Below are 24,236 nucleotides of genomic sequence, written 5' to 3'. Positions count from 1 at the left end.
CTGCGTTAATCCACGTTCATCTGCCTTCATCTGCGGTTAAAAATTACATTCAGGAGACAGCAAAATTGGCAAGAGTAAGAGTGCGGGAACACGTCAATCCCCTATCAATTAAATATCAAGCATCTGCAAGTCCCCCGGATTGGACTAAAATCTATTCCGACTTAAATTTACCGCTGCATTTAGATATTGGCTGCGGCAGAGGACGGTTTTTGTGGCACATGGCGCAAATCCAAACAGACTGGAACTTTCTCGGATTAGAAATTCGCGAACCTCTGGTAGAAGAGGCGAATCTTTGGCGCGACGAAAAAGGCTTGACAAATTTGCACTATTTGTTTTGCAATGCGAATAGTTCCCTGAAGCCCATTTTAGAAACTTTACCCGCAGGTATTTTGCAGCACGTTAGCATTCAATTTCCCGATCCGTGGTTCAAGAAAAAGCACCACAAACGGCGGGTGGTGCAGCAGGAATTAGTTAATGAATTGGCAACTTATCTGGCAATTGGCGGTGAAGTTTTTATCCAGTCAGATATTGAGGAAGTAGAAAGAGAAATGTGCGATCGCTTTTCATCTCACCCCAGTTTTAAACGTCAAAATGATGGCGAATGGTTAACCGAAAATCCCCTGCCTGTTGCTACAGAAAGAGAAATTGCTACTTTGAAACGGGGCGAACCAGTTTATCGAGCACTCTATCAAAAATAATGCTTGCTTTGGTAAACTCACCTTTGTCATAAATGTTATAACTTACATCTTGCACCTTGGTTAGGAACAGGCAAGATGCCTGTTCCACAAAACTTAATTTTCTTGTGGAACGGGCATCTTGTCCGTTAGGAACAGGCAAGATGCCTGTTCCACAAAACTTAATTTTCTTGTGAAACCGCTTTCCGGCCTTTTCCACAAAACTTACTTTTCTTGTGGAACGGGCCGGAGAGCCCGTTAGGAACAGGCAAGATGCCTGTTCCACAAAACTTAATTTTCTTGTGAAACGGGCATCTTGTCCGTTAGGAACAGGCAAGATGCCTGTTCCACAAAACTTAATTTTCTTGTGAAACGGCTTTCCGGCCTGTTCCACAAAACTTAATTTTCTTGTGGAACGGGCATCTTGCCCGTTCATAAAGGAATTATTTTTAACTTAAACCCAAGACGGCAGCCACATCCGAATTTTCCATTCCATTTGCGACAAAGGCAGTCCCAAATAGATAGGCATCCAGAAAATAAAAGCACCCAAAACCAGAAAAATAATTGTTACCCCCATCCCTCGGAGTCGAGTTTGAGGGCTGTGCAGCCACCTGTCAACCCACCAAGCAAGTGCTAAGCCTGAAAACACAGAACAGCCCATATAATGGTACAAAAATATGCAGCGAGTCACCTTCACCCAAGGCAGCAAATTAGCAGCCCAATTAACTATTAAATATAACGCCAGCCACATTTCAGCAGTCGGCGGAAACAAAATCGGCCACTGCTGTTCTATCGTGTCAACAGAAGCCTCGCTGCGCGTTTGCAGCCACACCAAAATCCGGTGAACTAAAACTCCTATTACTAGCAGTAAAGCTAAGGTTGATAGCCACCAAAGGAAGGGATTTCCCATCGCGTGAACGTCAAAAATTGCCTGATTTGCACCTTCAGGTAAAGGCGGCAAAACCGGATCTGGTTGGGCATTGCTGCTAGCAGTTTTGTAGAAGTAAACTATGGGGCGTAGCATCAAAGGCCAACTGTACCACGTGGAACAGTAAGGATGTACATCTGGGCCACTTTTAATCCGCTGGTGATAAGTCAAAATTTCCGTTTGCATCTGCCAGAAATTGGGAGTTGGATTAAAGTGCAGGTGAGGAATCCAAGAGATGCTGTAAACTAGAATAGGAATAATAGCTAGACTCAAGCCGAGTTCTATAAAATTGAGTTGAGTCAGTTTTTGTACTGGACTTTCGGCAGGAATTAGAGGTGAATCTCCCTCGCGGCTTTGTTCTTCATTTCCTCTGTTACCCTGGATGAAACGAACTGCCCAAGCACAGATTAAAATTAGATAAGTACCGAAAAGAAACCACAATCCGTTCCATTTGATAGCCGCAGATGCGCCGAAGCCTATCCCGGCTAGTACCAGCCAAAGCCAGCGCTTTTTCCCTTCTGCTTCTACGGATTTTAAAATAAATAACTGACCTAAAATCCCAAATAAAACCAGATAAATGTTGTTCAGCGCGTAGCGAGACTCAACTAAAAACAAACCGTCGCAGGCCATCAATAAAGCAGCAATAAAAGCAAAGGTGCGGCGCCGAACTAGCTGATAAGCTAGGGCTCCCACAACTAGGGGAATAAAGGAACCTGTGAGAGCATTCAGCCAGCGGTAATCCCAAGGGGAAAGCAGGGAGCCAGCCATACTGTTGACGGCAGTTTTGCCGAAGGGAAGGTGAGTGCCGATCCAAATGCCGATCGCAATTATGTACTGGCTCAGAGGTGGGTGAGCGTTGAAAAAAGGAGTTTTTGTGAGATAATCGTTGGCAAATTTAGCGTAATAAACCTCGTCAAATACTAAAGTGTTAAATCGCTCTAGTTCCCAAAAGCGGAGAGTTAAGGATAGGAGGAACACAGCGAGCATGGCTAGGGAGAAAATAACATTCGATTTGTTAAATTGTTGTTTTTTGATTTTCATAAAACAGCAGCAAATAATAGATCCTAAATTTGAGGGCGATCGCTAATTTAAAATTCCTGAGTATAGAGTAACGTAAAATAGGACTTTTGCAGAAACCGAATTTTTGAGGAGAAACCGGGTTTTTTTGAAATACCCAGTTTCTTAAACCCGGCTTCTAATAATGCTTGGAGAGTGCAGCGAGAAGCAGTAGCGACTATTGTTTCACCAAATGCTCCCGATCTAATTGGCAAGCAGGAAGGAAAAGGGTGCATCACAAGGTGCGATAGATTATGATAGCAGCTAATCATGTCTTTTTTGAGCGAGTGCTTATGAATCCCATACTTTCGACTTGGGGGCGTTGGGGGTTAGCTGTAGGTGCGACTATCCTGATGGGATCTGCCGCCGCGCCAACTCCCCAGACATTTGAAAGTTTTGCTGATTTCTGTACCCACAAAGAGAATTTGACCCCTGAAGCCAGACATACGGTGGAGGTGTTGCTATCAAAAGCAAAAACACAAGAGTGCGATCGCGCTCAAAAAACCCTGACTAATCTCACAGAACTTTCCCTAATTCGCAATCAAATAGTCGATATCAAACCATTATCAAAATTAACCAATCTGAGAGAACTCAACCTCAGTAGAAATCAAATAACAGATGTGCAACCCTTATCGGGACTGACTAATCTGAGATTTCTCACCCTCACTTCCAATCAAATCTCTGACGTGAAACCATTATCGGGACTGACTAATCTCACACTACTTTACCTAGCTGACAATCAAATAGTCGATATCAAACCATTATCAAAATTCACCAATCTGAGAAGGCTCAACCTCAGTAGAAATCAAATAACAGATGTGCAACCCTTATCGGGACTGACTAATCTGAGATATCTCGTCCTCAATTTCAATCAAATCTCAGACGTGAAACCATTATCGGGACTGACTAATCTGACAGAGCTTTTCCTCGAAGCTAATCAAATCGTAGATGTAAAACCTTTAGCGGGATTGACTAATCTAACAGGGCTGTCCCTCGCATCTAATCAAATTGTAGATGTGACACCTTTATCGAGAATGACTGAGTTAAACTTTCTTTATTTGAGTGGCAATAAAATTGCAGATGTGAAACCATTATCGGGATTGACAAATCTGATAGTGCTTTTCCTCGCATCAAATCAAATCGCAGATGTGAAACCTTTAGCGGGATTGACAAATCTGCCCACCCTAGACCTCAGTAGAAATCAAATCGCAGATGCCACACCTTTAGCGGGATTGACAAATCTAACTAACCTAGACCTCAGTAGAAATCAAATCGCAGATATCAAACCTTTAGCGGGATTGGTATATCTGACAACCCTCGATCTCAGTAGAAATCAAATCCCGGATGGAGAAGCCGATCGATTAATTCAGAAAAACCAACAACTATTAAATCAAAAAACAGATGAAGCCGAGCGATTGCTTCAGGAAGCTAAGCGACTATTGGCTCAGGAAACAGCAGCATCTTACCAGGATGCCTTGCAAAAGTTTGATGCAGCGCGTTCGCTTTATCGAATGCTTAGAAATTGGGAGGACGAAGCTTACACGCTGAATCAAATCGGCTTCATTATTAATAGATTAGGAGACAGACAGCAAGCCCTGAACTACTACAAGCAAGCTCTTTCTTGGCATCAGACTATACGCGATCGCCCTGTGCAAGCCCTCATCCTCAACAACATTGGGGCCGTCTACTATGCTTTGGGAGAGAAACAGCAAGCCATCGACTACTATAACCAAGTCCTTTCCTTAATTCGGGAAATGGGCGATCGCCCTGAAGCAAGTATCAACCTCAGCAACATCTCGAACCTACCCGCAAACAGCGATAGATCTTTGGTCAATCGCACTGCGGAAGCCACCACACTCAACAACATCGGCTTAGCCTACAACGATTTGGGAGAAAAACAGAAAGCAAAAGAGTATCTTAACCAAGCCCTTCCCTTATTCCGGGCTATGGGCGATCGGACTAAGGAAGCCACTATCCTCAACAATATTGGCATAGTCTACTATGATTTGGGAGAAAAACAAACAGCCCTCGACTACTACAAACAAGCCCTCGATTTGAGACAAAAAGCGGGCGATAGGCGTGGAGAAGCCAACAGCCTCAACAATGTAGGTAATACTTACTCAGAATTGGGAAAACTGGAGAAAGCAGAAGAATATTTCAACCAAGCCCTGCCGCTGTTTCGCACTGTGGGCGATCGTCCTGGGGAAGCCCTCACCCTCTACAATAGGGCTATTCTCAAAGGCGATCGAGGCAATTTAATCGCAGCCCTCACTGACATTGAAACCTCCATCAAAATCATCGAAAACCTCCGCACCAAAATTACCAACCACGAACTCCGTATCTCATACTTTGCCACGGTACAACACTATTACCAGTTATACATTGACCTGTTAATGGAACTGCACAAAACCAATCCCAACTCTGGTTACGATCGCAAAGCCTTAGAAGCCAGCGAAAGTTCCCGTGCCCGCAGCCTTCTCGAACTTCTTCAAGAAGCAAACGCCGATATTCGGCAAGGTGTCGCCCCGGAATTATTGCAGCAAGAACGCAATTTACAACAGCAACTCGATGCCTTAGAAACACGCCGAATCGAAACTCTAAGCCGCCCCAATCATACCCCCGCAGAAAAAGTAGAATTAGACCAAAAACGGCAAACTTTACTAGGACAATATCAGGACATTCAAGCCCAAATCCGCTCCACCAGTCCCCGGTACGCCACCCTCACCCAACCGCAACCTCTAACGCTGGCACAGATTCAACAACAAATCCTCGATGACAATACCATTTTACTCCAGTATTCTTTAGGGAAACATCGTAGCTATCTCTGGGCTGTGACTAAAACCAGTATCACCAGTTATGAATTGCCCAAACAGGTTGACATCGAAAAAGCCGTCCGCAATTTCCGCAATGCTGTGACTAACCCGCGCTACCGAAACATTCCCGATCGAGTTGCTGAAGCTAACAACACGCTTAGTCAAATTATTTTACAGCCCGTAGCAGCACAACTCGCTCAAAAGCGCCTGCTGATTGTTGGCGATGGCATTCTCAATTACCTCCCCTTTGCCGCCCTCTCGCTCCCCGAAACACCCGGTAAAAATCCGAATCCGCCTTTAATTGTAGACCATGAAATCGTGCTGCTGCCTTCCGCTTCCACCTTGGGAATCTTAAGACAAAACTACAATGACAGACAACCCCCAACTCGGACTTTAGCAATGCTCGCCGATCCAGTTTTTAGTCCTAACGATGAACGAGTTAAAAATTCTTCTTCAGCCACCACTCAGCAAGCGGTAGAATCAGCAAATCTCGGTTTAAGTCGCTCCAGAGGGGACAATAACGTACAGTTTGACCGTTTAAAATTCACTCGCCAAGAAGCTCAAATCATTCAAGCGTTAGTACCAGCTAATTCTCGCACCCAATCCTTGGATTTTGCAGCCAGCCGCGCCGCAGCAACCAGTCAGAACTTAAGCCAATATAAAATCATTCATTTTGCCACTCACGGTTTAGCGAATAGCACTAACCCGGAACTATCAGGAATCATCTTGTCGCTGATAGATGAAAAGGGCAACCCTTTAAACGGATTCCTGCGACTGACTGATATTTTCAATCTCAAATTAGCAGCAGATTTAGTAGTGTTAAGTGCCTGTCAAACAGGATTAGGGCAGAACATTCAAGGCGAGGGCATGGTAGGATTAACGCGGGGATTTATGTATGCTGGGGCGAAGCGAGTTGTGGTGAGTTTATGGAATGTGGATGATGAAGGAACGGCTAACTTAATGTCGAGTTTCTATCAGGGAATGCTGCAAAAAGGGTTAACGCCAGCGGCAGCCTTGAGGGCGGCGCAACTGGAAATGTTGAAGCAGGAAGAGTGGCGTTCTCCTTATTATTGGGCGGCTTTTACGCTTCAGGGGGAATGGCGATAAATTTTAGGGAAAACAGTTATGATATCAAGTCAGGTTAATTGCTGATAAATCTTATATGGTAATAGTCGAGCAAATTTTTGCGATGTGGCAGAATGCTTTTTGTGATTGTTTTTGTACGCTGCTACTGCCATTCTATCCATTGCCTCACAATATTTTCTAGTTCCCCAGCAAACGAATCAGTTGCATAAAGATCAAAGTTATTAATCATCTCGCTTTTTTCTAAGGGAGACTCAGCTTGAAATATAGATTCATCTAAGTTAAAAAGCGATAATTGGCGAGACTCGTCATCCGATGGATTTTGGTGTAGGGATGTTTGCTGGCTGACAAAATCGCCCATCCGTTCGCAACCCTTAGCAAAACGGCGCAAAGTAGTTGCGATCGCCTCAGAACTATTATCAATTCCTATCCATCCCCTCCCAAACTCCGAAGCAACACTCAAAGTCGTACCCGAACCGGCAAAGCAATCGAGCACTAAATCATCAGGATTTGATGAAGCTCGAATAATTCTACTAACTAGATCGCGGTTTTTCTCAGTTGGATAACCTGTAATTTTAATATTCTGATTGTGAGCATCGCGAAACTCTAGCCAAATATCTTGTACGGGAATCCCGCTACTGCTATCCAAATATATCTTGCGACGGGGATTTCCTGTTGCAGACCAATATATTTCCCCTCTAGCATCCATTTCATCTAGTGTTTGAGGTGGAAATTGCCAATGCTTTCCTGGTGGCGGATTCATCCCTCGCCAAGACTTTCCAGTTTCGCCATTTCGCACTCCAGGCGCATGAATCGGAACCTTTTTATATCGCCGTCCAGTTTCCTTTTCAATGTATTCATATTCTTTGTTGGCGCGCTTATCTGTCCATTCTTCAACAGGACGATTCCAGACATAAGTATCTGATTTACTATAAAACAGGATAAAATCTGAAACATTGCCGTAAGTCTTTTTTGTGTAGTTCTTTGGATTACATTTTTTCCGAGTAATCCAATTTCTAAAATTACGTTGACCAAAAATTTCATCCATAATCACCTTGATATAAAAGGCCATTTTATCATCAAGATGGACATATATTGAGCCGTCATCAGCTAATAACTCTCTCAAGAGTATCAACCTCTGACGAATAAATTCAATATAGCTGTTCCCTCCTAATAAGTCAGAATAAGCCTCAGTCTGAGAACGTGATTGAAACACACTTTTAGTTGCAAAAGGCGGATCTATATAAATTAATCTTACTTTACCTTTTACTGAACTATCTTTAAGTAAAGATGCTAAAATTGGTAAATTATCTCCATAGTAAAGACGGTTTTCATTTGCCAGACATAGCTGTTCATTGCTAGACCACAGTTTTACACATTCAGCTTGATGAGTGTCTAAAACTTCACTTGCAGGCACTTTTCCTGGATATGAAAAGCACGCATCCAAGCTATTATTTAATGGGCTTTCACTAAAATTAGATGCAGCTTCACCCTGCGATTGTTTTTTTGAAATACCCGTAGCCATTGTCACTCCTATTTTCAAGAACGCAGCCATTCCACTGTAATCCGATCTGGAACCATACGCAGTGTCAATACAATAATCTTATCTGGCCAGCTATTTTCAATATTTGCGTAGTCATCCCACATCGATCCGAGTAAGAGACCAGGCCCATCATTCAGGAAAATTACTTTAGTTCTTAAGTTATGATTTTGTGTATAACTGAGGATTTCATCAGCGCAGCTACGATAACCACCTGTTCGGTCGTCTTCTTGTGCACCGCCTCTATCTGAATCATATCTTGCCAATCCTATTGCCAGCAAGTCATTTTCATTAATATCGTAAATCACAAAATCAACAGGACGTTTTGGGTTGGGATAGTTGACGAAGACATTTCCCATCAGGATATCTTTTCCAGCTCGCTCTGGCCCTCTGATTGCCAAGTAGGGAAAGTGTAAGCGGAATAAGGAGAAAAATCTTTCAGTTAAGTCGTATCCCTTTTTTCCGCGACTTTTGTATTCCCACAATAGAGCCGACATTGCCTCATCGGGAATTGGACGAGTCAATCGATTTTAGATTTTAGATTTTAGATTTTAGATTGACTTGCGCGAGATAAATGCTCTTTCTTGAGGATTTTAGATTTTAGATTTTGGATTGATTCCACGGATAAATCACGTGGCGGGTACCACCTTTGAAATTCTTGGTCATATAAGCAGCTTGAACTTCTTGAACAGACCTAAAACGTGCTCCAAACTGATTGCAAATATCCGCTGTCTTTTTTTTCCTTCTGAGCATTTCAACTGGAATCTCAGGGCTAACATACTTGCGAAACACCCTAAAAAGTTGAACTCGCATCCATGTGCTGGGAACCTCTGAAATCTGTATAAATAGACGCACTGATGATTCAGAAGTCCTGAGTAATTGCCCAAACATTACTAGAACAGGTTCGTAAAGTTGGCAAGCCTCCTGCAATATATCGGGATAGTATTCTCCGGCAGTCAAGGTGATCCAGTTGTGTCCATCTGCTTTGTAGTCTGCAAAAGAGTTGCGTCTTCCCGATATCATATTACTCACCCTTCATCTCAAAATTAACTCCTTGGTAAAGTTCGCTTAATTGAATTTGAAACTCGATCGCACTTAATGTCATAACTTCATCCGCCGTTGTATATTCTGTTAATACCCATTTATTTTCTGAATTCTTAGCAAATTGTTCAACATAAAATTTATATTGGTCAATCATAATATATTCTCGAAGACTGGAGATAGATCGATAATACTGAAATTTATCGCCTCGGTCATAATCTTTGGTTGAATTTGACAAAACCTCAACAACCAGCACCGGATTAGTTACCGTAGTCGTACCGCTGCCCTCATAAGCAGGCTCTCCAGAAATCACCATGACATCGGGATAAGTGTAAAGGCGATATTGCGACATCCACAAACGCACGTCACCCATATACACGCGATAGTTCGGCATTCCCAAAGTCAATTTAAAGCGGGCATAAAAATTACCTGCGATTTCATTGTGATTGGTTGTTCCACCTGTCATTGGCACTATTTCTCCATCGCGGTATTCACTTTTAAACTCCGCAGCTTCCTCTAATTGCAGATATTCTTCGGGAGTGCAGTAGCGTTTTTCTGTTTGTACAACCATAATATCCTCAGAGCGACGCCCATCAAGACTAATCTAACATTATATCCAAAAAAAGCGGCTCCGCTTGTCGCAGAACCGCCGTCACAGAGGATGAAAAATCAAAACTTAACGCACAGCACCCTGTACTGAAGGTGATTCAATTGTTTTCATGAAGTACAGCTTCACTAATTGCCAGCCGTTCGACAGATACAAAGGCAATTTTTGGAAGAACTGCAAGAATTTCGGAGTATTAGAAGCAACAATTGCAGTCAACTGCTGATTGTTCTTGAGGCAAATATCCAGGCGTTCATAAAATTCTGGATTGTTCACGTCAAGCATGACAGGGAATACGCGGCCTGCTGTTTCGTTGGTCTTTTTAATCACTTCGATGTCGTATTCGCGAGCATCGAGTCCGAGCGATCGATAAAAACCGGCGCGCTGGATATCATTGAGATACATTGTCGCGAACACTGACAGCAAGAAGAAACGGCACCAAAGCTTAGCGCGCCAATCATTCAACATCTGAGGCTGAGCTCTCATCACCGCATCGAAGAAATCTCCGTGGCGGTTTTCATCCTGGCACCAATTTTCAAAGAATCGGAAAATCGGATAAATCTGGTCTTCAGGATGGGCTTTTAAGTGCTGATAAATCGTGATGTAGCGCCAATAACCGATTTTTTCCGACAAGTAAGTCGCGTAGAAAATAAACTTCGGCTTAAAGAATGTGTAACTGCGGCTCTTTGTCAAGAAACCCAAATCCAGGGACAAATTAAAGTCGGACAGCGCTTTGTTGAGGAATCCGGCGTGCCGCGCTTCGTCGCGGGACATCAGGTTGAAACCCTCGGCGAGCACTGGATTTTTGTCTTTGAGCCTGCGTCCCAATTCTTTGTAAAGCAAGAACCCAGAAAACTCAGCGGTGCATGAACGTTCTAGAAACTCAATGAACAACTGGCGTTTTTCGCCGTCAATGTGATCCCAAGATTGAGCGAACTCCTCATCCCGCACGAAGTGGTTTTTGTTGTAGTCAACGCGGAACTCTTGGATAATTGCTTCTAGTTCGGCTTCATTTACCGAGATGTCCATTTTGGCCATCTCGTCAAAGTCGGTTGTGTAAAATCTCGGCGTGAGAATAGTTTCTTTGGCTGGGGCTTTCACTCCCGGCCGCAGTTCTTCAAAAGTGGGTTTTTTGAGGGAATCTACCATATTTTTATTGGATTTCTGCTTATAACTACTCGCTTGTTTCCATTGTCGGGTACTGCGGGCGATCGCGCTCGTGTATTTCCGGCCAGCGCTGGCGGCGCGCTTGGTTTGGCGCTCCGTGTGGAATCTAAGTCTAAGCTGCTGTAATTTCCACGCCCTCCAGTTTACCAAGCTCTCGCCCGCGCAAATATGTTGCTGGCGTTAAGAATTGCTACGCAAAATTACTCACTGGGCATGGGCATGGGGCCTGGGGCATGGGGCATGGGGCCTGGGGCATGGGGCATGGGGCATGGGGCATGGGGCATGGGGCATGGGGCATGGGCATGGGGCATGGGGAATTGGGGAATTGGTAGTAAATAACCAATAACTTCGGACAATACACAAATATCTGCTGGTGTCAAGCTGTTTAAACACGAGATAGAAAGTACAAAATGTATAGAGGGACTCCAATTCTTAGAATAATCAGGCAGGACGGTCAGAAAATGAGCAATTTAGGTGTTAGTTACCTTTTATGGGCAGCTTGTTTTTTCGGCCCATTCGGACTCCACCGCCTCTACAACGGCAAGATTGGTACGGGTTTGCTGTGGCTGTTTACCTTTGGTTTGTTTGGGTTTGGGCAATTGTTTGATTTGCTGTTGCTGCCGAACATGGTGGACGAACACAATGCCAGTCTCAGGGGCAAACTCGGCGTATCTCGCGAAGGTATACCCCTATATCCCAGCAGCGGGGCGATCGCCGCGACATACCCCAAGCCAACTCCAGACCAGTTAGGGGTTAAACTCCTGAAGGCAGCTTATACCAAGAACGGAAGATTATCTGTCACCCAAGGGGTGATGGCAACCGGCGCTACTTTTGCCGAAGTGGAAGAGGCTTTCACGGCACTGCTCAAAACCGGTTATGTGAGTATCGAGAACGATCCCGTCACTGGCGTCGTGATCTACCACTTTCACGAACTTTAGCTGCTGCGGGTGCGTTGCCTAGGGGATTTTGTCTATTTTTCCAGAAGCTAATCGCTGACGCACCCTACTACTTGATATTGCTGAGCGAGCAGTTGTTGCGGTTTTTCGAGTAAGCATTGCCGACAAAATCGGCTAGAATGTTTGTTTGTCTATATAAGCAGAAAGTATTTAGCGTCATGGCAGTCCCTAAGAAGAAAACCTCCAAATCCAAGAAGAATATGCGTAAGGCCACATGGAAGCGCAAAGCTGTAGTGGCAGCTCAGAAAGCTCTGTCTCTGGGCAAATCTGTTCTGACTGGGCGTTCCAACAGCTTCGTGTATCCCGGCAATGAAGAAGAGGAGGAAGAATAGAAACGGCATACCGGGCATGGGGCGAACCCGATGCCCGATCGATCAATCCTTTTTTGCTGCTGGTAAAATCAGCATGGCATCGCCAAAGGAATAAAAGCGGTACTGATGCTCGATCGCTTCTCGGTACAAATCCAACAGCCGAGGCCTTCCAATCATCGCACTTATCATCATCATCAAAGTAGAGCGGGGCAAGTGAAAATTGGTAATCATCCCCTCTACAACCCGCCACTTGTAACCAGGGTAGATAAACAAATTGGTCGGGCCGCAAAAAGGTTGCAAGGAAAAATCGCCACTCGCGGCGGCTGCTCCCTCTAAAGCTCGCACTGCTGTTGTACCCACCGCAATGATCCGCCCGCCTCTGGCTTGAGTTTCCCGGATTTTCTCGACGGTGGCGGCGGGTACTTCCACCCATTCGCCGTGCATTTTGTGAGCCGTCACGTCTGCCACCTCCACCGGGCGAAACGTCCCTACTCCGACGTGTAAGGTGACAAAAGTTTTTTCGATTCCCCGCTGTTCCAAGCGGCTGAACAATTCTTCGGTGAAGTGCAGGCCTGCTGTGGGGGCCGCCACCGCCCCGGGTCGATCGGCATAAACAGTTTGGTACTGTTCGGCTGAAGCTTGGGAATTTTCGATGTAGGGCGGCAGGGGTACGTGGCCGTATTCGTCCAAAAACTTCGCCAGATTCTCATCTGTGGGGATGTCAAACTCCAACAGCCGTCCCCCTGTTGCCTCGTCCCTGTCTATAACTGTTGCAGTCAAGCGACGACGATGGGGGGGCATCGTGGCATCGGTTCGGCAACAGCAAGGATCTGTGATCGAGTCCTCACAGGCAGGGGCGATGGGATCAAACTCAATTTTTGCTCCCAACTTTAAGCGTTTCCCCGGTTTAACCAAAGCCAGCCAACAGTTGTGCTGCCGTTCTTCCATCAACAATATCTCCACAGCCGGGCCGTTGGGTTTGTGCCCGTAGAGCCTCGCTGGCAGCACGCGGGTGTTGTTGAGCACCAGCAAGTCGCCCGGTTGCAGCAAATCGGGTAAATCCCTAAAAATCCGGTGTTGGTGGCTGCTGGGAGAATCTACAGCCAGCAAGCGAGAACTGTCCCTCGGCACTACGGGATTTTGGGCAATGCGCGAGGGCGGAAGTTCGTAGTCGTAGCCGTCCAAAGACCAGTCCATCTCTGTCATCGAGTGAATTCCTGTGCGATCGATCTGTCAACTGGGTAACAAATTGGGTAAAAACCCCCATCCAAAGTCGGGTGCTTTTCCCCTTGTGGCAGCGGGTATAGCCCGCCATGATAGAGGTGTAGCATCAGCTTTGCTCGAAGGATCGTTATGGAATACCTCTACTACATCGCCAATACTAGCCTTACTCTGAGAGTCGTGGATTACCTACGCACGGCTCATCATCTTCCCTTGCAATTTATCACTGTTATTCACCAAATTGACGGCTGGGTGGTAAAGGTGAAAATGAGCCAATATTTAACTCCAGAAATGCACGGGGATTTTCGGGCTTTTATGAACGAACTCGGGATTCCTTACGATCCTGAAATTCGCTTGCAAATGGCGCTTTGGAGTTTGGAAACCGGACAGTCGCCACTGAGCGTGATGCGCCGCTACCAGGTGGCCGTGGTTTGTCACGGCAGCCCTGACCGTAAGGAAATTGAAGCCTTTCGCCAGCAGTTTGTCAAGGGTCTGGGATATTGCCCGGAAACTCTCGCCTAGATTGCTACGCATATAAATTAACTCTTATAGCCTTTCTCAGTAACATGAGGTGCTCTGGCGGGCATAGGGCATAGGGCATAGGGCATAGGGCATAGGGCATAGGGCATAGGGCATAGGGCATAGGGCATAGGACAAAGCCCCCATACCTCACCACGCTTGAGAATCGCTATATGACAGAACAGGAGAGGGAGAGAAGGGGAAAGCGGGAGAAGATTTAACGCTTTTTTCAGCTCCGTTAAAGCTCAAGAGAGAAATGCGCGACAGCCTAGGCAAGTTAACAATTAAAAATTACCTAGTGGCCTTGCTTTGAGATTTTACCCTCTAAATTTTAATTATATACTTTTAAATGCTAAAAGCCGAGCGAATGTATTCTTGCAGGGTGAGTCGGTAGTTTCCGGCAACGGCGGATTGAGAGTTCGCTGCAGTTAATGGTGGTAATATTCGCTTAGTGTTTTGTTGTGAAGGTTCGCACCTGACTAAGGCGACATCAAAGCGACAAGAATTATTTGCTAAATCTGGGTGAGTGCTTAAAAATATTTCGGCTGTCTGCCACAGTTTGGCTTGTTTTGTTGTGCTAACAGCTAGCATTCCACCAGCATCCCAATTTCCCTGGCGGCGAGTTTTTACCTCTACAAATGCTAATGTTGGGGAGTGGTGATTGGGAAGAAATTGGTTTTTTGCGCTTTCTTCATCTCTTCCGAGTGCGATGATGTCAATCTCTCCCCAGCGACAGTGCCACTGGCGGTGCAGGATTTCCCAACCTTGCTGCTGCAACCACTCGGCGACTAAGTTTTCTCCCAATGTGCCGATATCCCTAGAGTTGGGGGATTGGGGGCAATTGGAGTCAGCGGTGGCTAACGGGCGATTCCCTACGGGATAGCTACGCTTGACGCTCTTTCTGGTAGAATTCAATTCTGAACTGTCACGACTGCCCATTAGCTTGAACTTGTATGATGATTTCTCGAATTCGCCAACATATTTATACTTTCTTGCTGAGTTTTGTTATTTTAGCAGTAATTGCCGCTGGGGCGATCGGCATTAATCCCGCACCTGCTTTGGCTTTGGATCACGACAAAGAAATCCTAGTCGGGGCTGATTTTAGTGGACAAGTTCTGACTGACGACAGTTTTAATAAAGCTAATCTTCGCAACAGCAATTTTACTAAGGCAGATTTGCGGGGTGTCAGCTTTTTTGCGGCCAATATGGAAGAGGCAAATTTTGAAGGCGCTAATTTCACGGGTGCTACTTTAGATTTAGCTCGCATGATGAAAGCAAATTTAACTAATGCTATCCTTGAGGGTGCTTTCGCTTACAATACCAGGCTGGAAGGAGCTATTATTGACGGTGCTGATTTTACAGAGACACTGCTGCGAGACGATATGATAGAAAAACTTTGTAAAGTGGCAAAAGGTACTAATCCGGTGACGGGTAGAGATACTCGCGAAACTCTTTTTTGCGATTATTAAAAGGCTAATTAAACAAAACTTACCCCGCGTGCGGGGTAAGTTCCATGTAAACTCTCTGGCAGTAGGGCGATCGGGATTGAGCCACGGCCCGATACATGACTGCAATATCAGCGGAACCCCCAGCAAATCGAAGATTTTCTGCTGTAAACGAGTCGGCGTCAGGTCGAAACTAACTGCAACACCCGCTAGTTTAGGCTGCATTCGAGTTTAAAATATTGAATTTTATTACTTTAGTCAACCTCTTGACGGTTAACTAACGGAATTTAGTTCCATTGCTAATGAATTAGGCTACTCAATGACTACAGAATTAAATAGTGGTTCTCAAAGATCGCCAAACACTCTCCATGCTTGGGGTATAGCAGTGTTGCTCCTTGTCACCCTAATCTGGGGTACAAGCTATCCGGTTATCAAGGGAGCTCTCAGCAGTCTTTCTCCTTCTGCAATATTTGCAACCCGCTACGTAATAGCAGCGTTGCCGTTTACCCCCTATTTGCGCTTCCTGAATTTTTCCCTGCTACGGGATGGAGTCTTCTTATCACTCATACTGTTTCCTGCATCAGTCCTCCAAACCCTTGCCCTTGAGACGACTTCTGCCGATCGTGCTGCATTCATTGCCAGTTTCAACGTCATCCTAGTTCCTCTGCTAGGGCAACTGCTAGGTAGGCAGGTGTTCCCAAAAACTTTCCTCGCCGCAGGACTTGCCATCTTTGGCATTGGAGTGATGTGTTGGGAGAGTGAACAGCTAGTGCTCGGCGATCTGTTGATGTTGGGCATGGCTTTTCTCTACTCGATCTACATTCTTAAGCTTGAGTCCACCACGTTGCGCCACCCCATTTTGCCACTCGCTGCGATCCAGCTTTGGGTGATAACAATATTTTCTTTAATTTGGGCCGCTCCCGATCTGCTTGCACAACAGGAGGCAATTGGCGCGAATCTTGGTATTCTTTTATATATTGGCTTATTTGATACTGCTGCTACGATTGTGCTTCAAGTATTAGCTCAACGATGGGTTAAGGCTGAGGACACGGCGCTCATGTATACTTTCGAGCCGATTTCCGCAGCGATTTTCTCGTTTCTACTACTGGGAGAGAAACTGGGAGTACGCGGTCTGATTGGCGCAGCTCTTGTAGTGGTGGCAATGGTTTTTGGTGAAAGCAAATCTCAGGGCACTGAGCAGAATGGCGAAATACAGGTTAACGAGTCGATTGTTGCAGCGCTGCCAGATTCGGATACTGAGCCCATTAACCCTCCAGCGTCGCTTCCGAGTAACCTCGTGGAAGTAGAATTAGATTTGTAATTGGTATTAAGAGTGAGGAAAATGGGTTTCGATATTTTCATCCAGCAAACAGAGAAAGGTAGAGGCGTTTTTGCCAGCCGAGACTTCTGTAAAGGTGAGACTGTGGTGGTTGGACGCCGAGTCGATATCTTGCCCGAAAGAACTACTCACACCTTTCAGATGGACTTTGACCTGCATATAGAATCAGATGAACCGGGATCAGTGATCAATCATTCTTGTAGCGCAAACACAGGGGTTCGGAATAATCAATTCGGAGCCTACGATTTCGTGGCATTGGTTGATATTCCTTCTGGAAGCGAGATTACCTGGGATTACTCTTCAACAGAGTACAGTTTCATTGACATTCCCAAATGTTGTTGTGGCTCCACCGAATGTCGATCCAAGCTCCTTGGATATAAATTTCTCCCTGACGAAATCAGGAAAAAGTATGGTGAGTTTATCGCCGATTACCTCAAGGTAACGGCACCTGAAACGGAACTTCCCCCGCGTACTCTTAAAGTTCCTAGTATTGCCCCCGTCAGTAAGGCGATCGGGCTTTAGCCCCCGCCGGATACATGACTAGAATGTCAGCGGAACCGCCAGCAAATCGAAGGCTTTCTGCTGTAAAGGAGTTGGCATCGTCAGGTCGAAACTAACTGAAACACCCGCTAGTTTAGGCTGCACTCGATTTTTAGCATCGTCGATAAATTAGTCACTAAGGTCCGAAAACTTTGAACGGGAAACTTCTCCAAAGTAAGCTTTGTTGAAGCTTTCCGTTTCGCCGGAGTAGCAAACTAAACCTGGACAACCACCGAACCAGACTCCCAAGGATCTAACTACTCGTCATCCTCGAACAACAACAATGCTAATGGCGATCGCATATCCCATCTAAGTTTGCTTCCATTTCCATCTTCTGGCTGTTTCGTTGGTAGCTGATTTTGGTTCGTAGTAGGGACTAAAGTCCTGAAATTCTAGAAATTTCCCCCCCAAGGCACGGATGTTAAATCGTAAAAATTAACTTGACGCAGCCGCTCTAATTCCTTGAGCCATTCTTGTTCGGCACAGAATAGTTGGTGATATTCTATAGCCTCTTCGCCACTGCTAGCGGCCTTGGCTTTTTCCCACATATTGAGTGCAATCCGGCGGCGCTTCATGCTGATAATTTGCTCGATACAGGCGAGGGCAGATCTAATTACTAGAGGGGCGCGATAAACGTTTCTTTCTGAGAACTCATTTAAGTGAAATAAATGGGAGATTTGATTGAGTTGATTCGGATATTCAATGAAGCTATCTTGCAATTTCAATATTAACTCTGAAGGCGCTACTTGTAAAGACATTTTGTGCAATATTTCTGCATTCACAATCTGGTGCCACAAAAATCTGTGGTGAGAAAGGCTAAACTGCACGTCTCTAGCTTCTATTGCCTCTCTGACATCTTGGCGGTATTCGGGACAGTGCAAATAAATCTGCAATAATTGCGCTTCTGCTTCTTCTAAAAGACTGCGGGCTACGGCAGATAAGCTTGATTTTGAGTTTTTGTTTTCGCCGCTTGCACGCTGCTTTTTATATTGTTTGGTCGGCTTCAGCTTGTTTCTAATTAACAGGGGCATTGTCAATGATTCGTCTTGACTCTGCCGCTTTGCCCAATCGCTGACTACTTGATTGAGCAAGTTTTCAGCGAGCATTTTTGTGAGTCTAAAATCTCCTTTGCTGAGAATTTCGGCGCTTTTTTGCAAATAATGTGCTAGCTGATTGTCGTCTGTGATATTGGTTAATAATTTTATAATTTTTTTTGTGACTTGCTGGGAAGTATCGGCTTGCTTCAAATCTTGATTGACGAGCATTTGTTGCAGTTGCCAGTCGAGCCACAACGGAGCATTTTCCAGCAAGTCTCGATATTGTTCTGGGGAGTATGTTTTGAGATATTCGTCCGCATCTTTGCCGTCGGGAATGTTGAGCACCCGCAGTTGCACTTCTCCTTGATAAGCGAGTTTTTCTATTTCCCCAATAGCGCGTTCTGCTGCTTGAGTTCCTGCTTTGTCGGCGTCAAAGTTGAGGATAATTTGTTTGGAGTCAGTGTACCGCAATAACTGCCGTACTTGGTTTAAACTTAAGGCTGTTCCCAGGGAAGCGACGGCGTTGGAGATGCCGGCTGCCTGAAGTGCGATCGCATCAAAGTACCCCTCTACAACCACTGCGCGATCGGCTTTGCTAATGGCTGTTTTCGCCGTATCTAAGGCGAATAAAGTTTTGCCTTTATCGAAGAGTTCTGTTTCGGGAGAATTGAGGTATTTCGGCTGTTCGTCGCCGAGAGCTCTGCCGCCGAAACCGATGACTCTGCCTTGGGTATCGCGAATGGGAATCATAATGCGATTGCGGAAGCGATCGTAATAACCGCTGCCGCCATTTTTTCGGGGTACAATTAATCCAGCTTGTTCTACTAATTGCGCCGGATAGTTTTTCTGTTCTACTAAATAACTGTAAAGTGCTTCCCAACCTTGGGGTGCATAACCTAATTGAAATTGTTGGATAGTTTCTTCGCTTAGCTGGCGCTCTGATTTGAGATATGCTAAGGGTTCTTCTCCTTGAGTTTGTCGCAAAGCGTGTTCGTAAAAGTTGGCTGTTAGTGCTGAGATTTCATAGAGTTGTTCCCGCAGAGAAATTTGCCGCTGCAATTCTTGTCGGTGTTCTGGTTCGACTGTTTTGACTGGGACTTGATAATTTTTAGCTAATTCTAATACTACTTCGCTGAAAGGGCGTTTCTCCAATTCCATGAGGAACTTAAAAGCATTGCCGCCGGCACCGCAGCCGAAACAATAATACATTTGTTTGCCGGGACTGACTGTAAAGCTGGGAGATTTTTCGTCGTGAAAGGGACACAAACCTACGAATTCTTTCCCGCGTTTCCGCAAGACGACGCGACCGGAAATAACGTCTACTATGTCGGCTCTTTGTTTGACTTCTTCGATTGTTTCTGGATGCAGCCGGGGAACTTGCATAGGGCTATTTTAGGCAACTTGAAATTATTGGAGAAGGAAAGCACTACACGGATGAGGACACGGATACACGGATGAATTATCTAGTCTGAGTGATTTCTCATGAGATTCAAAATCCCAGCCCCCTTAAAAAGGTGAAATAATCAGTGTCAAAGTCACCCTTTTTAAGGGGGATTTAGGGGGATCTCCGGGGATAGAAAACACGCCCTAGGGCATAACTTTATTGTAAGATATTTACACTAACTGTAAGGAGCATCGAAAATAATGCGAATTTTAATGATGGGCGGTACTCGGTTTATTGGGGTTTATCTTACTAAGATTTTAGCAGCACAAGGGCATGAAGTGGTGTTGTTTAACCGGGGCAACAAGCCTGTACCGGTTGCGGGCGTAAAACAGATTCAGGGCGATCGCACAAATGTTGAACAATTGCAAGAAAAGTTATCGACGGTCGAGTTTGACGCGGTTTTTGACAACAACGGCCGTGAACTCAGCGATACAAAGCCTTTAGCTGAAATATTTAAAGGGCGGGTGCAGCACTTTGTTTACATGAGCTCTGCGGGGGTTTATTTGAAATCGGATCAAATGCCTCATATTGAAGGGGACGCTACCGATCCTAAAAGCCGGCATTTGGGTAAATGCGAAACCGAAAATTACTTGGCCGAGTCCGGTTTGCCTTGGACTTCGATTCGCCCGACTTACATTTACGGCCCCCAAAATTATAACGATTTGGAGGCTTGGTTTTTCGATCGCATTGTGCGCGATCGACCGATTCCGATTCCCGGTAACGGAATGCACTTCACGCAGTTGGGGCACTGTCAGGATTTGGCTAAAGCAATGGCGGCGGTTTTGGGGAACCAAAGGGCGATCGGGCAAATTTACAACGTTTCGGGCGATCGATTTGTCACCTTTGACGGTTTAGCCCGCGCCTGCATTCAAGCGGCAGGCAAATCCCCTGATGCTATTAAGATTGTACACTACGATCCGAAACAATTTGACTTCGGCAAAAAGAAAGCTTTCCCAATGCGATTGCAGCACTTTTTTGCTTCAGTTAATAAAGCTGTCACCGATCTTAACTGGCAGCCGGAATTTGACTTAGTTTCTGGATTGAAAGATTCTTTTCAGCATGATTATGTAGTTTCGGGGCGGGACAAAGCTGAGATAGATTTTTCAGTCGATGACGAGATTTTGAAAGCCGTTTGAAGTTAAGTTATAGTGGGAGCATCTCAATAGCAAAAATCTAGCACCCACCCTAACCCTCCCCTTAGTAAGGGGAGGGAACAAGAAACATAGCAAACACACTGTCACAGTAAGGTTTGCAGCCGTGTTAAGTCCAAATCTCGAAGGAGAAAAATAACATGAGATTTATCAATCCCAAAATGGATTTTGCCTTCAAAAAAATATTTGGCTCCAGCCAAAGTACAGAGATTTTGATTAGTTTCTTAAATGCCATACTCTATGAAGAAGAATCGATCATTAAAAGCTTAGAAATCCTCGATCCTTATCTTGGCCCTCAAGTAGCCGGAGCTAAAAATAGTTACTTAGATGTCAAAGCGCTACTTAATGACGGCACATTTGTGATTATTGAAATGCAAGTTTTGAAGGTACAGGCATTTGGCAAGCGAGTTTTGTACAATGCAGCAAAAACCTATGCACTCCAATTAACAAGGGGAGAACTCTACAAGCAATTGCGACCTGTGATTGCTTTGACTATCACTGATTTTGAAATGTTTCGCGGCGAGCAAGATGTGATTTCGCATTTTGTCTTCAAAGAAAGAAATCGCTTGTCTGATTATCTACAAAATGACATTGAGTTAGTCTTTGTAGAGTTGCCAAAATTTAAGAAAGAATTGGATCGACTGGAAACTCTTACGGACAAGTGGATTTACTTTATCAAAACTACTGGCACTTTGGATGAAGTACCTCAAACAATGGTCACAGTCCCGGAAATTCAGAAAGCCTTTGAAATTGCCAATCAAGTTAGTTTGACACAGGAGGAATTTAACATATTACAACAGCAAGAGTTTTTTGCTCAAGATCAAGAGGGTTCAGTGGCTTTAGGTCGGGAAGAAGGCAGACAAGAAGGCAGACAAGAAGGCAGACAAGAAGGCAGACAAGAAGGACAAGTAGGGTTAATTATGCGTTTGCTGAGTCGCCGTTTAGGTCAAATAAACCCGGATATTGAAAGCCGCATTAGCCAATTGCCGATCGACAAATTAGAGAATCTTGCAGAAGCCATGTTAGATTTTTCTAATGCCGAAGATTTAACAGCTTGGTTGGAAGCTAATTCTCCAAAAGACTAGGAATATTAGGTAAATCTCATGCTTGGAATAACACTCGGCAATCGCTACAGTATTATCCGTCACTTGGGAGGCGGCGGATTTGCTCAAACTTATTTAGCGGAAGATAAGCAGCTACCAGGCAATCACCTCTGCGTCGTCAAGCAGCTTAAACCTCACGCAACCGATCCCGAAACTTTAAAGGTAGCAAGACGTTTATTCGATACGGAAGCACAAGTTTTGTACAAGTTGGGAAATCACGATCGCATTCCCCGACTTTTTGCTTACTTTGAAGAAAATCAAGAATTTTATCTTGTTCAAGAATTTATAGAAGGCCACGATTTAAGTCAAGAAATTACGCAAGCTTCTCCGGGAACTGCGGGAGTCATGCAGGAAGATGCAGTCATTTGTATATTGCAAGAACTTCTAGAAATTTTAGACTTTGTACACCAACAAAATGTGATTCACCGCGATGTCAATCCCCGCAATATCCTCCGCAGAGATAGAGACGGAAAATTAGTTTTAATTGACTTCGGCGCAGTCAAAGAAATTACTACTCAAATCACCACTCCTCAGCCCAAGAATAGCTTGAGTGTCAGCATCGGTACTCCCGGTTATATGCCCAGCGAACAAGCTCACGGCAACCCGAAACTCAGCAGCGATATCTATGCCGTCGGTGCGATCGCAATTCAGTTCCTCACTGGCATAAATCCTCACCAAATGCCAAGGAACCCCGATACAGAGGAAATTATTTGGCAGGACAAAACATCAGTCAGTCCTGAATTTGCGAAGATTTTAGATAAGATGGTAAAGTACGATTTTAGGCAACGTTATTCTAGTGCCAGCGAAACGCTGCAAGCTATTAAAGAATTGAAAAATTCTTTCAGCGGTACAGTTCCTGTATTGCCTCCGGTTGCTGCTGCGAAGGGGCCGGTAAAATCCCGAAAAAAACTGTATTTAAAAATATTGTCGATCGCCAGTTTAATTGGCATCAGTATTATAGCATCTATTTATGGTGTAAATACTTTTAATGCGGCCAATGCAACTGACCTGTACAACCGAGGTAATACTCTTTACAATTTAAGCCGATTTGAAGAAGCTCTGGCAGCTTACGAGCGAGCAATAACTCTCAGACCGGACTACGCGGAAGTTTGGCAGGAAAAAGCCAAAACTTTGTACGAATTGAAAAAATACCAAGAATCGCAGTCAGCTTATGATAAAGCCATAGAATTAAAGCCGGAATACTTGGAAGCTTGGACGGGACGCGGTTATGCTTTGGATAAGTTGCAACAGTCTCAAGAGGCGATCGCATCTTTTGATAACGCTTTGAAAATCCAGCCCGACTATGCTGCAGCGTGGGAAGGCAGAGGCGATGTTCTCTTAGATTCGCAGCGGTACGAAGAGGCCATCACTTCCTACGAAAAAGCCGTAAAATTTCAGCCCAATTTGTACCGTGCCTGGTACAATCGCGGACAAGCTCACCAAAAATTAAAACAGTACGATCGAGCCGTAGAATCCTATCAAAAAGCAGTTGAAATCAAATTCGATAATTATGAAGCTTGGTACAATTTAGGCAATGTCTTCCTAGAATTAAACAAAAACCAAGAAGCTTTTGAAGCCTACGAAAAAGCCGTGCGATTTCAGCCCAAGTTTTATCAAGGCTGGTACAGTAAAGGCATCGCTTTCCTGAAAATGCGGAGGCATGAAGAAGCGGTAGAAGCTTACGAAAAAGCTGTTAAATTAAAACCTGATTATTATCAAGCGTGGTATAATTTAGGTTGGTCATACCACGAATTACGCAAGTACGAACAAGCAATTGAGTGTTACAGCAGAGCCTTAGATTTAAACCCGAAAGAATATCAAGCGTGGTACAATAGAGGCAATGCTCAGTCCAATTTAAAGCGGTACGAAGATGCGCTAGTCTCTTACAATGAAGCTGTCTATGTCAAGCCTGACTACTCGGAAGCCTGGTACAGCCGCGGCAATGCGCTTGTGGCGGTAAAAAGATACGAAGATGCGATCGCCTCCTATGACAAAGCAATTCGCTACAAACCGGATTACGGAGCGGCAATGGAAGCAAAAAAGCGGGCAGAAAGTCAGCTAGGAAGCAGCCCGCTAGAATCCGAACAACAACAATAATTGTTATTAACCCGCGTGGGCGGACTTTGTTTGTGTAAGTTATTCCGCATCTAAGGAATGAGAATTAAATAACTTCCACAAGTTTGTGGGATGGGCGTCCCCCCCCGCCGTTTTTGACGGGCGGGACGCCCAAACCACAAAAACAATAAAAATTTTAAATTAATTAA

General features: G+C 44.9%; 21 protein-coding genes. 11 read left to right on the top strand and 10 right to left on the bottom strand.

The window, feature by feature from the left end; translation table 11 throughout:
* The first annotated feature begins 65 nt into the window (after positions 1-65).
* Positions 66-698 carry a tRNA (guanosine(46)-N7)-methyltransferase TrmB gene (gene trmB / locus QUB35_RS09115; RefSeq protein WP_333141375.1) on the top strand — a complete coding sequence of 211 codons (633 nt, stop codon included), beginning with the start codon at positions 66-68 and terminating at the stop codon, positions 696-698.
* On the opposite strand, the gene QUB35_RS09110 is transcribed toward trmB, so the two are convergent.
* Together QUB35_RS09110 and QUB35_RS09105 are read right to left on the bottom strand one after the other, a co-directional pair.
* On the bottom strand, positions 649-1,110 hold the full coding sequence (locus QUB35_RS09110; RefSeq protein WP_333141373.1) for a hypothetical protein: 462 nt from the start codon (positions 1,108-1,110) through the stop codon (positions 649-651). The two genes, trmB and QUB35_RS09110, sit on opposite strands and share 50 nt — an antisense overlap.
* 18 nt (positions 1,111-1,128) lie before the next feature.
* A complete protein-coding gene (locus QUB35_RS09105; RefSeq protein WP_333141371.1) occupies positions 1,129-2,643 on the bottom strand; it encodes a phospholipid carrier-dependent glycosyltransferase in 1,515 nt (504 codons plus the stop codon).
* A 269-nt stretch (positions 2,644-2,912) separates the two neighbouring features.
* On the opposite strand from QUB35_RS09105, the gene QUB35_RS09100 reads away from it, so the two are divergent.
* Positions 2,913-6,578 carry a CHAT domain-containing protein gene (locus tag QUB35_RS09100; RefSeq protein WP_333141369.1) on the top strand — a complete coding sequence of 1,222 codons (3,666 nt, stop codon included), beginning with the start codon at positions 2,913-2,915 and terminating at the stop codon, positions 6,576-6,578.
* Between the two features lie 121 nt (positions 6,579-6,699).
* On the opposite strand, the gene QUB35_RS09095 is transcribed toward QUB35_RS09100, so the two are convergent.
* From QUB35_RS09095 to acsF, 5 genes are all read right to left on the bottom strand, one after another.
* On the bottom strand, positions 6,700-8,079 hold the full coding sequence (locus QUB35_RS09095) for a site-specific DNA-methyltransferase (RefSeq protein ID WP_333141366.1): 1,380 nt from the start codon (positions 8,077-8,079) through the stop codon (positions 6,700-6,702).
* A gap of 14 nt (positions 8,080-8,093) precedes the next feature.
* Positions 8,094-8,618, bottom strand: a complete 525-nt coding sequence (locus QUB35_RS09090; protein WP_333141364.1) for a hypothetical protein — start codon at positions 8,616-8,618, stop codon at positions 8,094-8,096.
* Positions 8,619-8,694: 76 nt separating this feature from the next.
* Positions 8,695-9,117, bottom strand: a complete 423-nt coding sequence (locus tag QUB35_RS09085; RefSeq protein WP_333141362.1) for a hypothetical protein — start codon at positions 9,115-9,117, stop codon at positions 8,695-8,697.
* A 1-nt stretch (position 9,118) separates the two neighbouring features.
* Positions 9,119-9,706 carry a Uma2 family endonuclease gene (locus QUB35_RS09080; protein ID WP_333141360.1) on the bottom strand — a complete coding sequence of 196 codons (588 nt, stop codon included), beginning with the start codon at positions 9,704-9,706 and terminating at the stop codon, positions 9,119-9,121.
* Between the two features lie 105 nt (positions 9,707-9,811).
* Entirely contained in the window at positions 9,812-10,888 is a 1,077-nt protein-coding gene (acsF, locus tag QUB35_RS09075) for a magnesium-protoporphyrin IX monomethyl ester (oxidative) cyclase (protein WP_190738830.1), read from the bottom strand.
* A gap of 479 nt (positions 10,889-11,367) precedes the next feature.
* On the opposite strand from acsF, the gene QUB35_RS09070 reads away from it, so the two are divergent.
* Both QUB35_RS09070 and rpmF read left to right on the top strand, forming a co-directional pair.
* Positions 11,368-11,844 carry a TM2 domain-containing protein gene (locus tag QUB35_RS09070; RefSeq protein ID WP_333141357.1) on the top strand — a complete coding sequence of 159 codons (477 nt, stop codon included), beginning with the start codon at positions 11,368-11,370 and terminating at the stop codon, positions 11,842-11,844.
* 176 nt (positions 11,845-12,020) lie between these two features.
* Positions 12,021-12,194, top strand: coding sequence for a 50S ribosomal protein L32 (gene rpmF, locus QUB35_RS09065; protein ID WP_006632406.1), 174 nt, complete (start codon positions 12,021-12,023; stop codon positions 12,192-12,194).
* A gap of 42 nt (positions 12,195-12,236) precedes the next feature.
* On the opposite strand, the gene queA is transcribed toward rpmF, so the two are convergent.
* Positions 12,237-13,379 carry a tRNA preQ1(34) S-adenosylmethionine ribosyltransferase-isomerase QueA gene (gene queA, locus QUB35_RS09060; RefSeq protein ID WP_333141355.1) on the bottom strand — a complete coding sequence of 381 codons (1,143 nt, stop codon included), beginning with the start codon at positions 13,377-13,379 and terminating at the stop codon, positions 12,237-12,239.
* 147 nt (positions 13,380-13,526) lie between these two features.
* Here queA and QUB35_RS09055 point away from each other — a divergent pair, with 147 nt between their 5' ends.
* Positions 13,527-13,916 (top strand): hypothetical protein, encoded by a 390-nt coding sequence (locus QUB35_RS09055; protein ID WP_006632408.1) that lies wholly within the window; start codon positions 13,527-13,529, stop codon positions 13,914-13,916.
* Positions 13,917-14,258: 342 nt separating this feature from the next.
* On the opposite strand, the gene QUB35_RS09050 is transcribed toward QUB35_RS09055, so the two are convergent.
* Entirely contained in the window at positions 14,259-14,852 is a 594-nt protein-coding gene (locus tag QUB35_RS09050; protein ID WP_333141353.1) for a YraN family protein, read from the bottom strand.
* A 14-nt stretch (positions 14,853-14,866) separates the two neighbouring features.
* Between QUB35_RS09050 and QUB35_RS09045 the strand changes: the two genes are divergently transcribed.
* The 3 genes from QUB35_RS09045 to QUB35_RS09035 all read left to right on the top strand — a co-directional run bounded on the left by QUB35_RS09045 (position 14,867) and on the right by QUB35_RS09035 (position 17,219).
* Complete coding sequence (locus QUB35_RS09045) at positions 14,867-15,382, top strand: pentapeptide repeat-containing protein (protein ID WP_333141352.1); 516 nt, start codon at positions 14,867-14,869, stop codon at positions 15,380-15,382.
* 295 nt (positions 15,383-15,677) lie between these two features.
* Entirely contained in the window at positions 15,678-16,679 is a 1,002-nt protein-coding gene (locus QUB35_RS09040; RefSeq protein WP_333141349.1) for a DMT family transporter, read from the top strand.
* A 21-nt stretch (positions 16,680-16,700) separates the two neighbouring features.
* On the top strand, positions 16,701-17,219 hold the full coding sequence (locus QUB35_RS09035) for an SET domain-containing protein-lysine N-methyltransferase (RefSeq protein ID WP_333141347.1): 519 nt from the start codon (positions 16,701-16,703) through the stop codon (positions 17,217-17,219).
* A gap of 410 nt (positions 17,220-17,629) precedes the next feature.
* On the opposite strand, the gene dnaG is transcribed toward QUB35_RS09035, so the two are convergent.
* Complete coding sequence (gene dnaG / locus QUB35_RS09030; RefSeq protein WP_333141345.1) at positions 17,630-19,657, bottom strand: DNA primase; 2,028 nt, start codon at positions 19,655-19,657, stop codon at positions 17,630-17,632.
* A 261-nt stretch (positions 19,658-19,918) separates the two neighbouring features.
* Between dnaG and QUB35_RS09025 the strand changes: the two genes are divergently transcribed.
* The 3 genes from QUB35_RS09025 (at position 19,919) to QUB35_RS09015 (ending at position 24,069) form a co-directional block, all read left to right on the top strand.
* Positions 19,919-20,854 carry an NAD-dependent epimerase/dehydratase family protein gene (locus QUB35_RS09025; protein WP_333141343.1) on the top strand — a complete coding sequence of 312 codons (936 nt, stop codon included), beginning with the start codon at positions 19,919-19,921 and terminating at the stop codon, positions 20,852-20,854.
* Positions 20,855-21,009: 155 nt separating this feature from the next.
* Positions 21,010-21,954 carry an Rpn family recombination-promoting nuclease/putative transposase gene (locus QUB35_RS09020; RefSeq protein ID WP_333141341.1) on the top strand — a complete coding sequence of 315 codons (945 nt, stop codon included), beginning with the start codon at positions 21,010-21,012 and terminating at the stop codon, positions 21,952-21,954.
* 18 nt (positions 21,955-21,972) lie between these two features.
* Positions 21,973-24,069 (top strand): tetratricopeptide repeat protein, encoded by a 2,097-nt coding sequence (locus QUB35_RS09015; protein WP_333141339.1) that lies wholly within the window; start codon positions 21,973-21,975, stop codon positions 24,067-24,069.
* The last annotated feature ends 167 nt before the right edge of the window (positions 24,070-24,236 follow it).

The organism is Microcoleus sp. B13-B6 (genome assembly GCF_036705405.1).
In the GTDB taxonomy this organism is placed as follows: Bacteria; Cyanobacteriota; Cyanobacteriia; order Cyanobacteriales; family Microcoleaceae; genus Microcoleus.
This window is presented reverse-complemented; position numbering and strand designations above follow the sequence as displayed.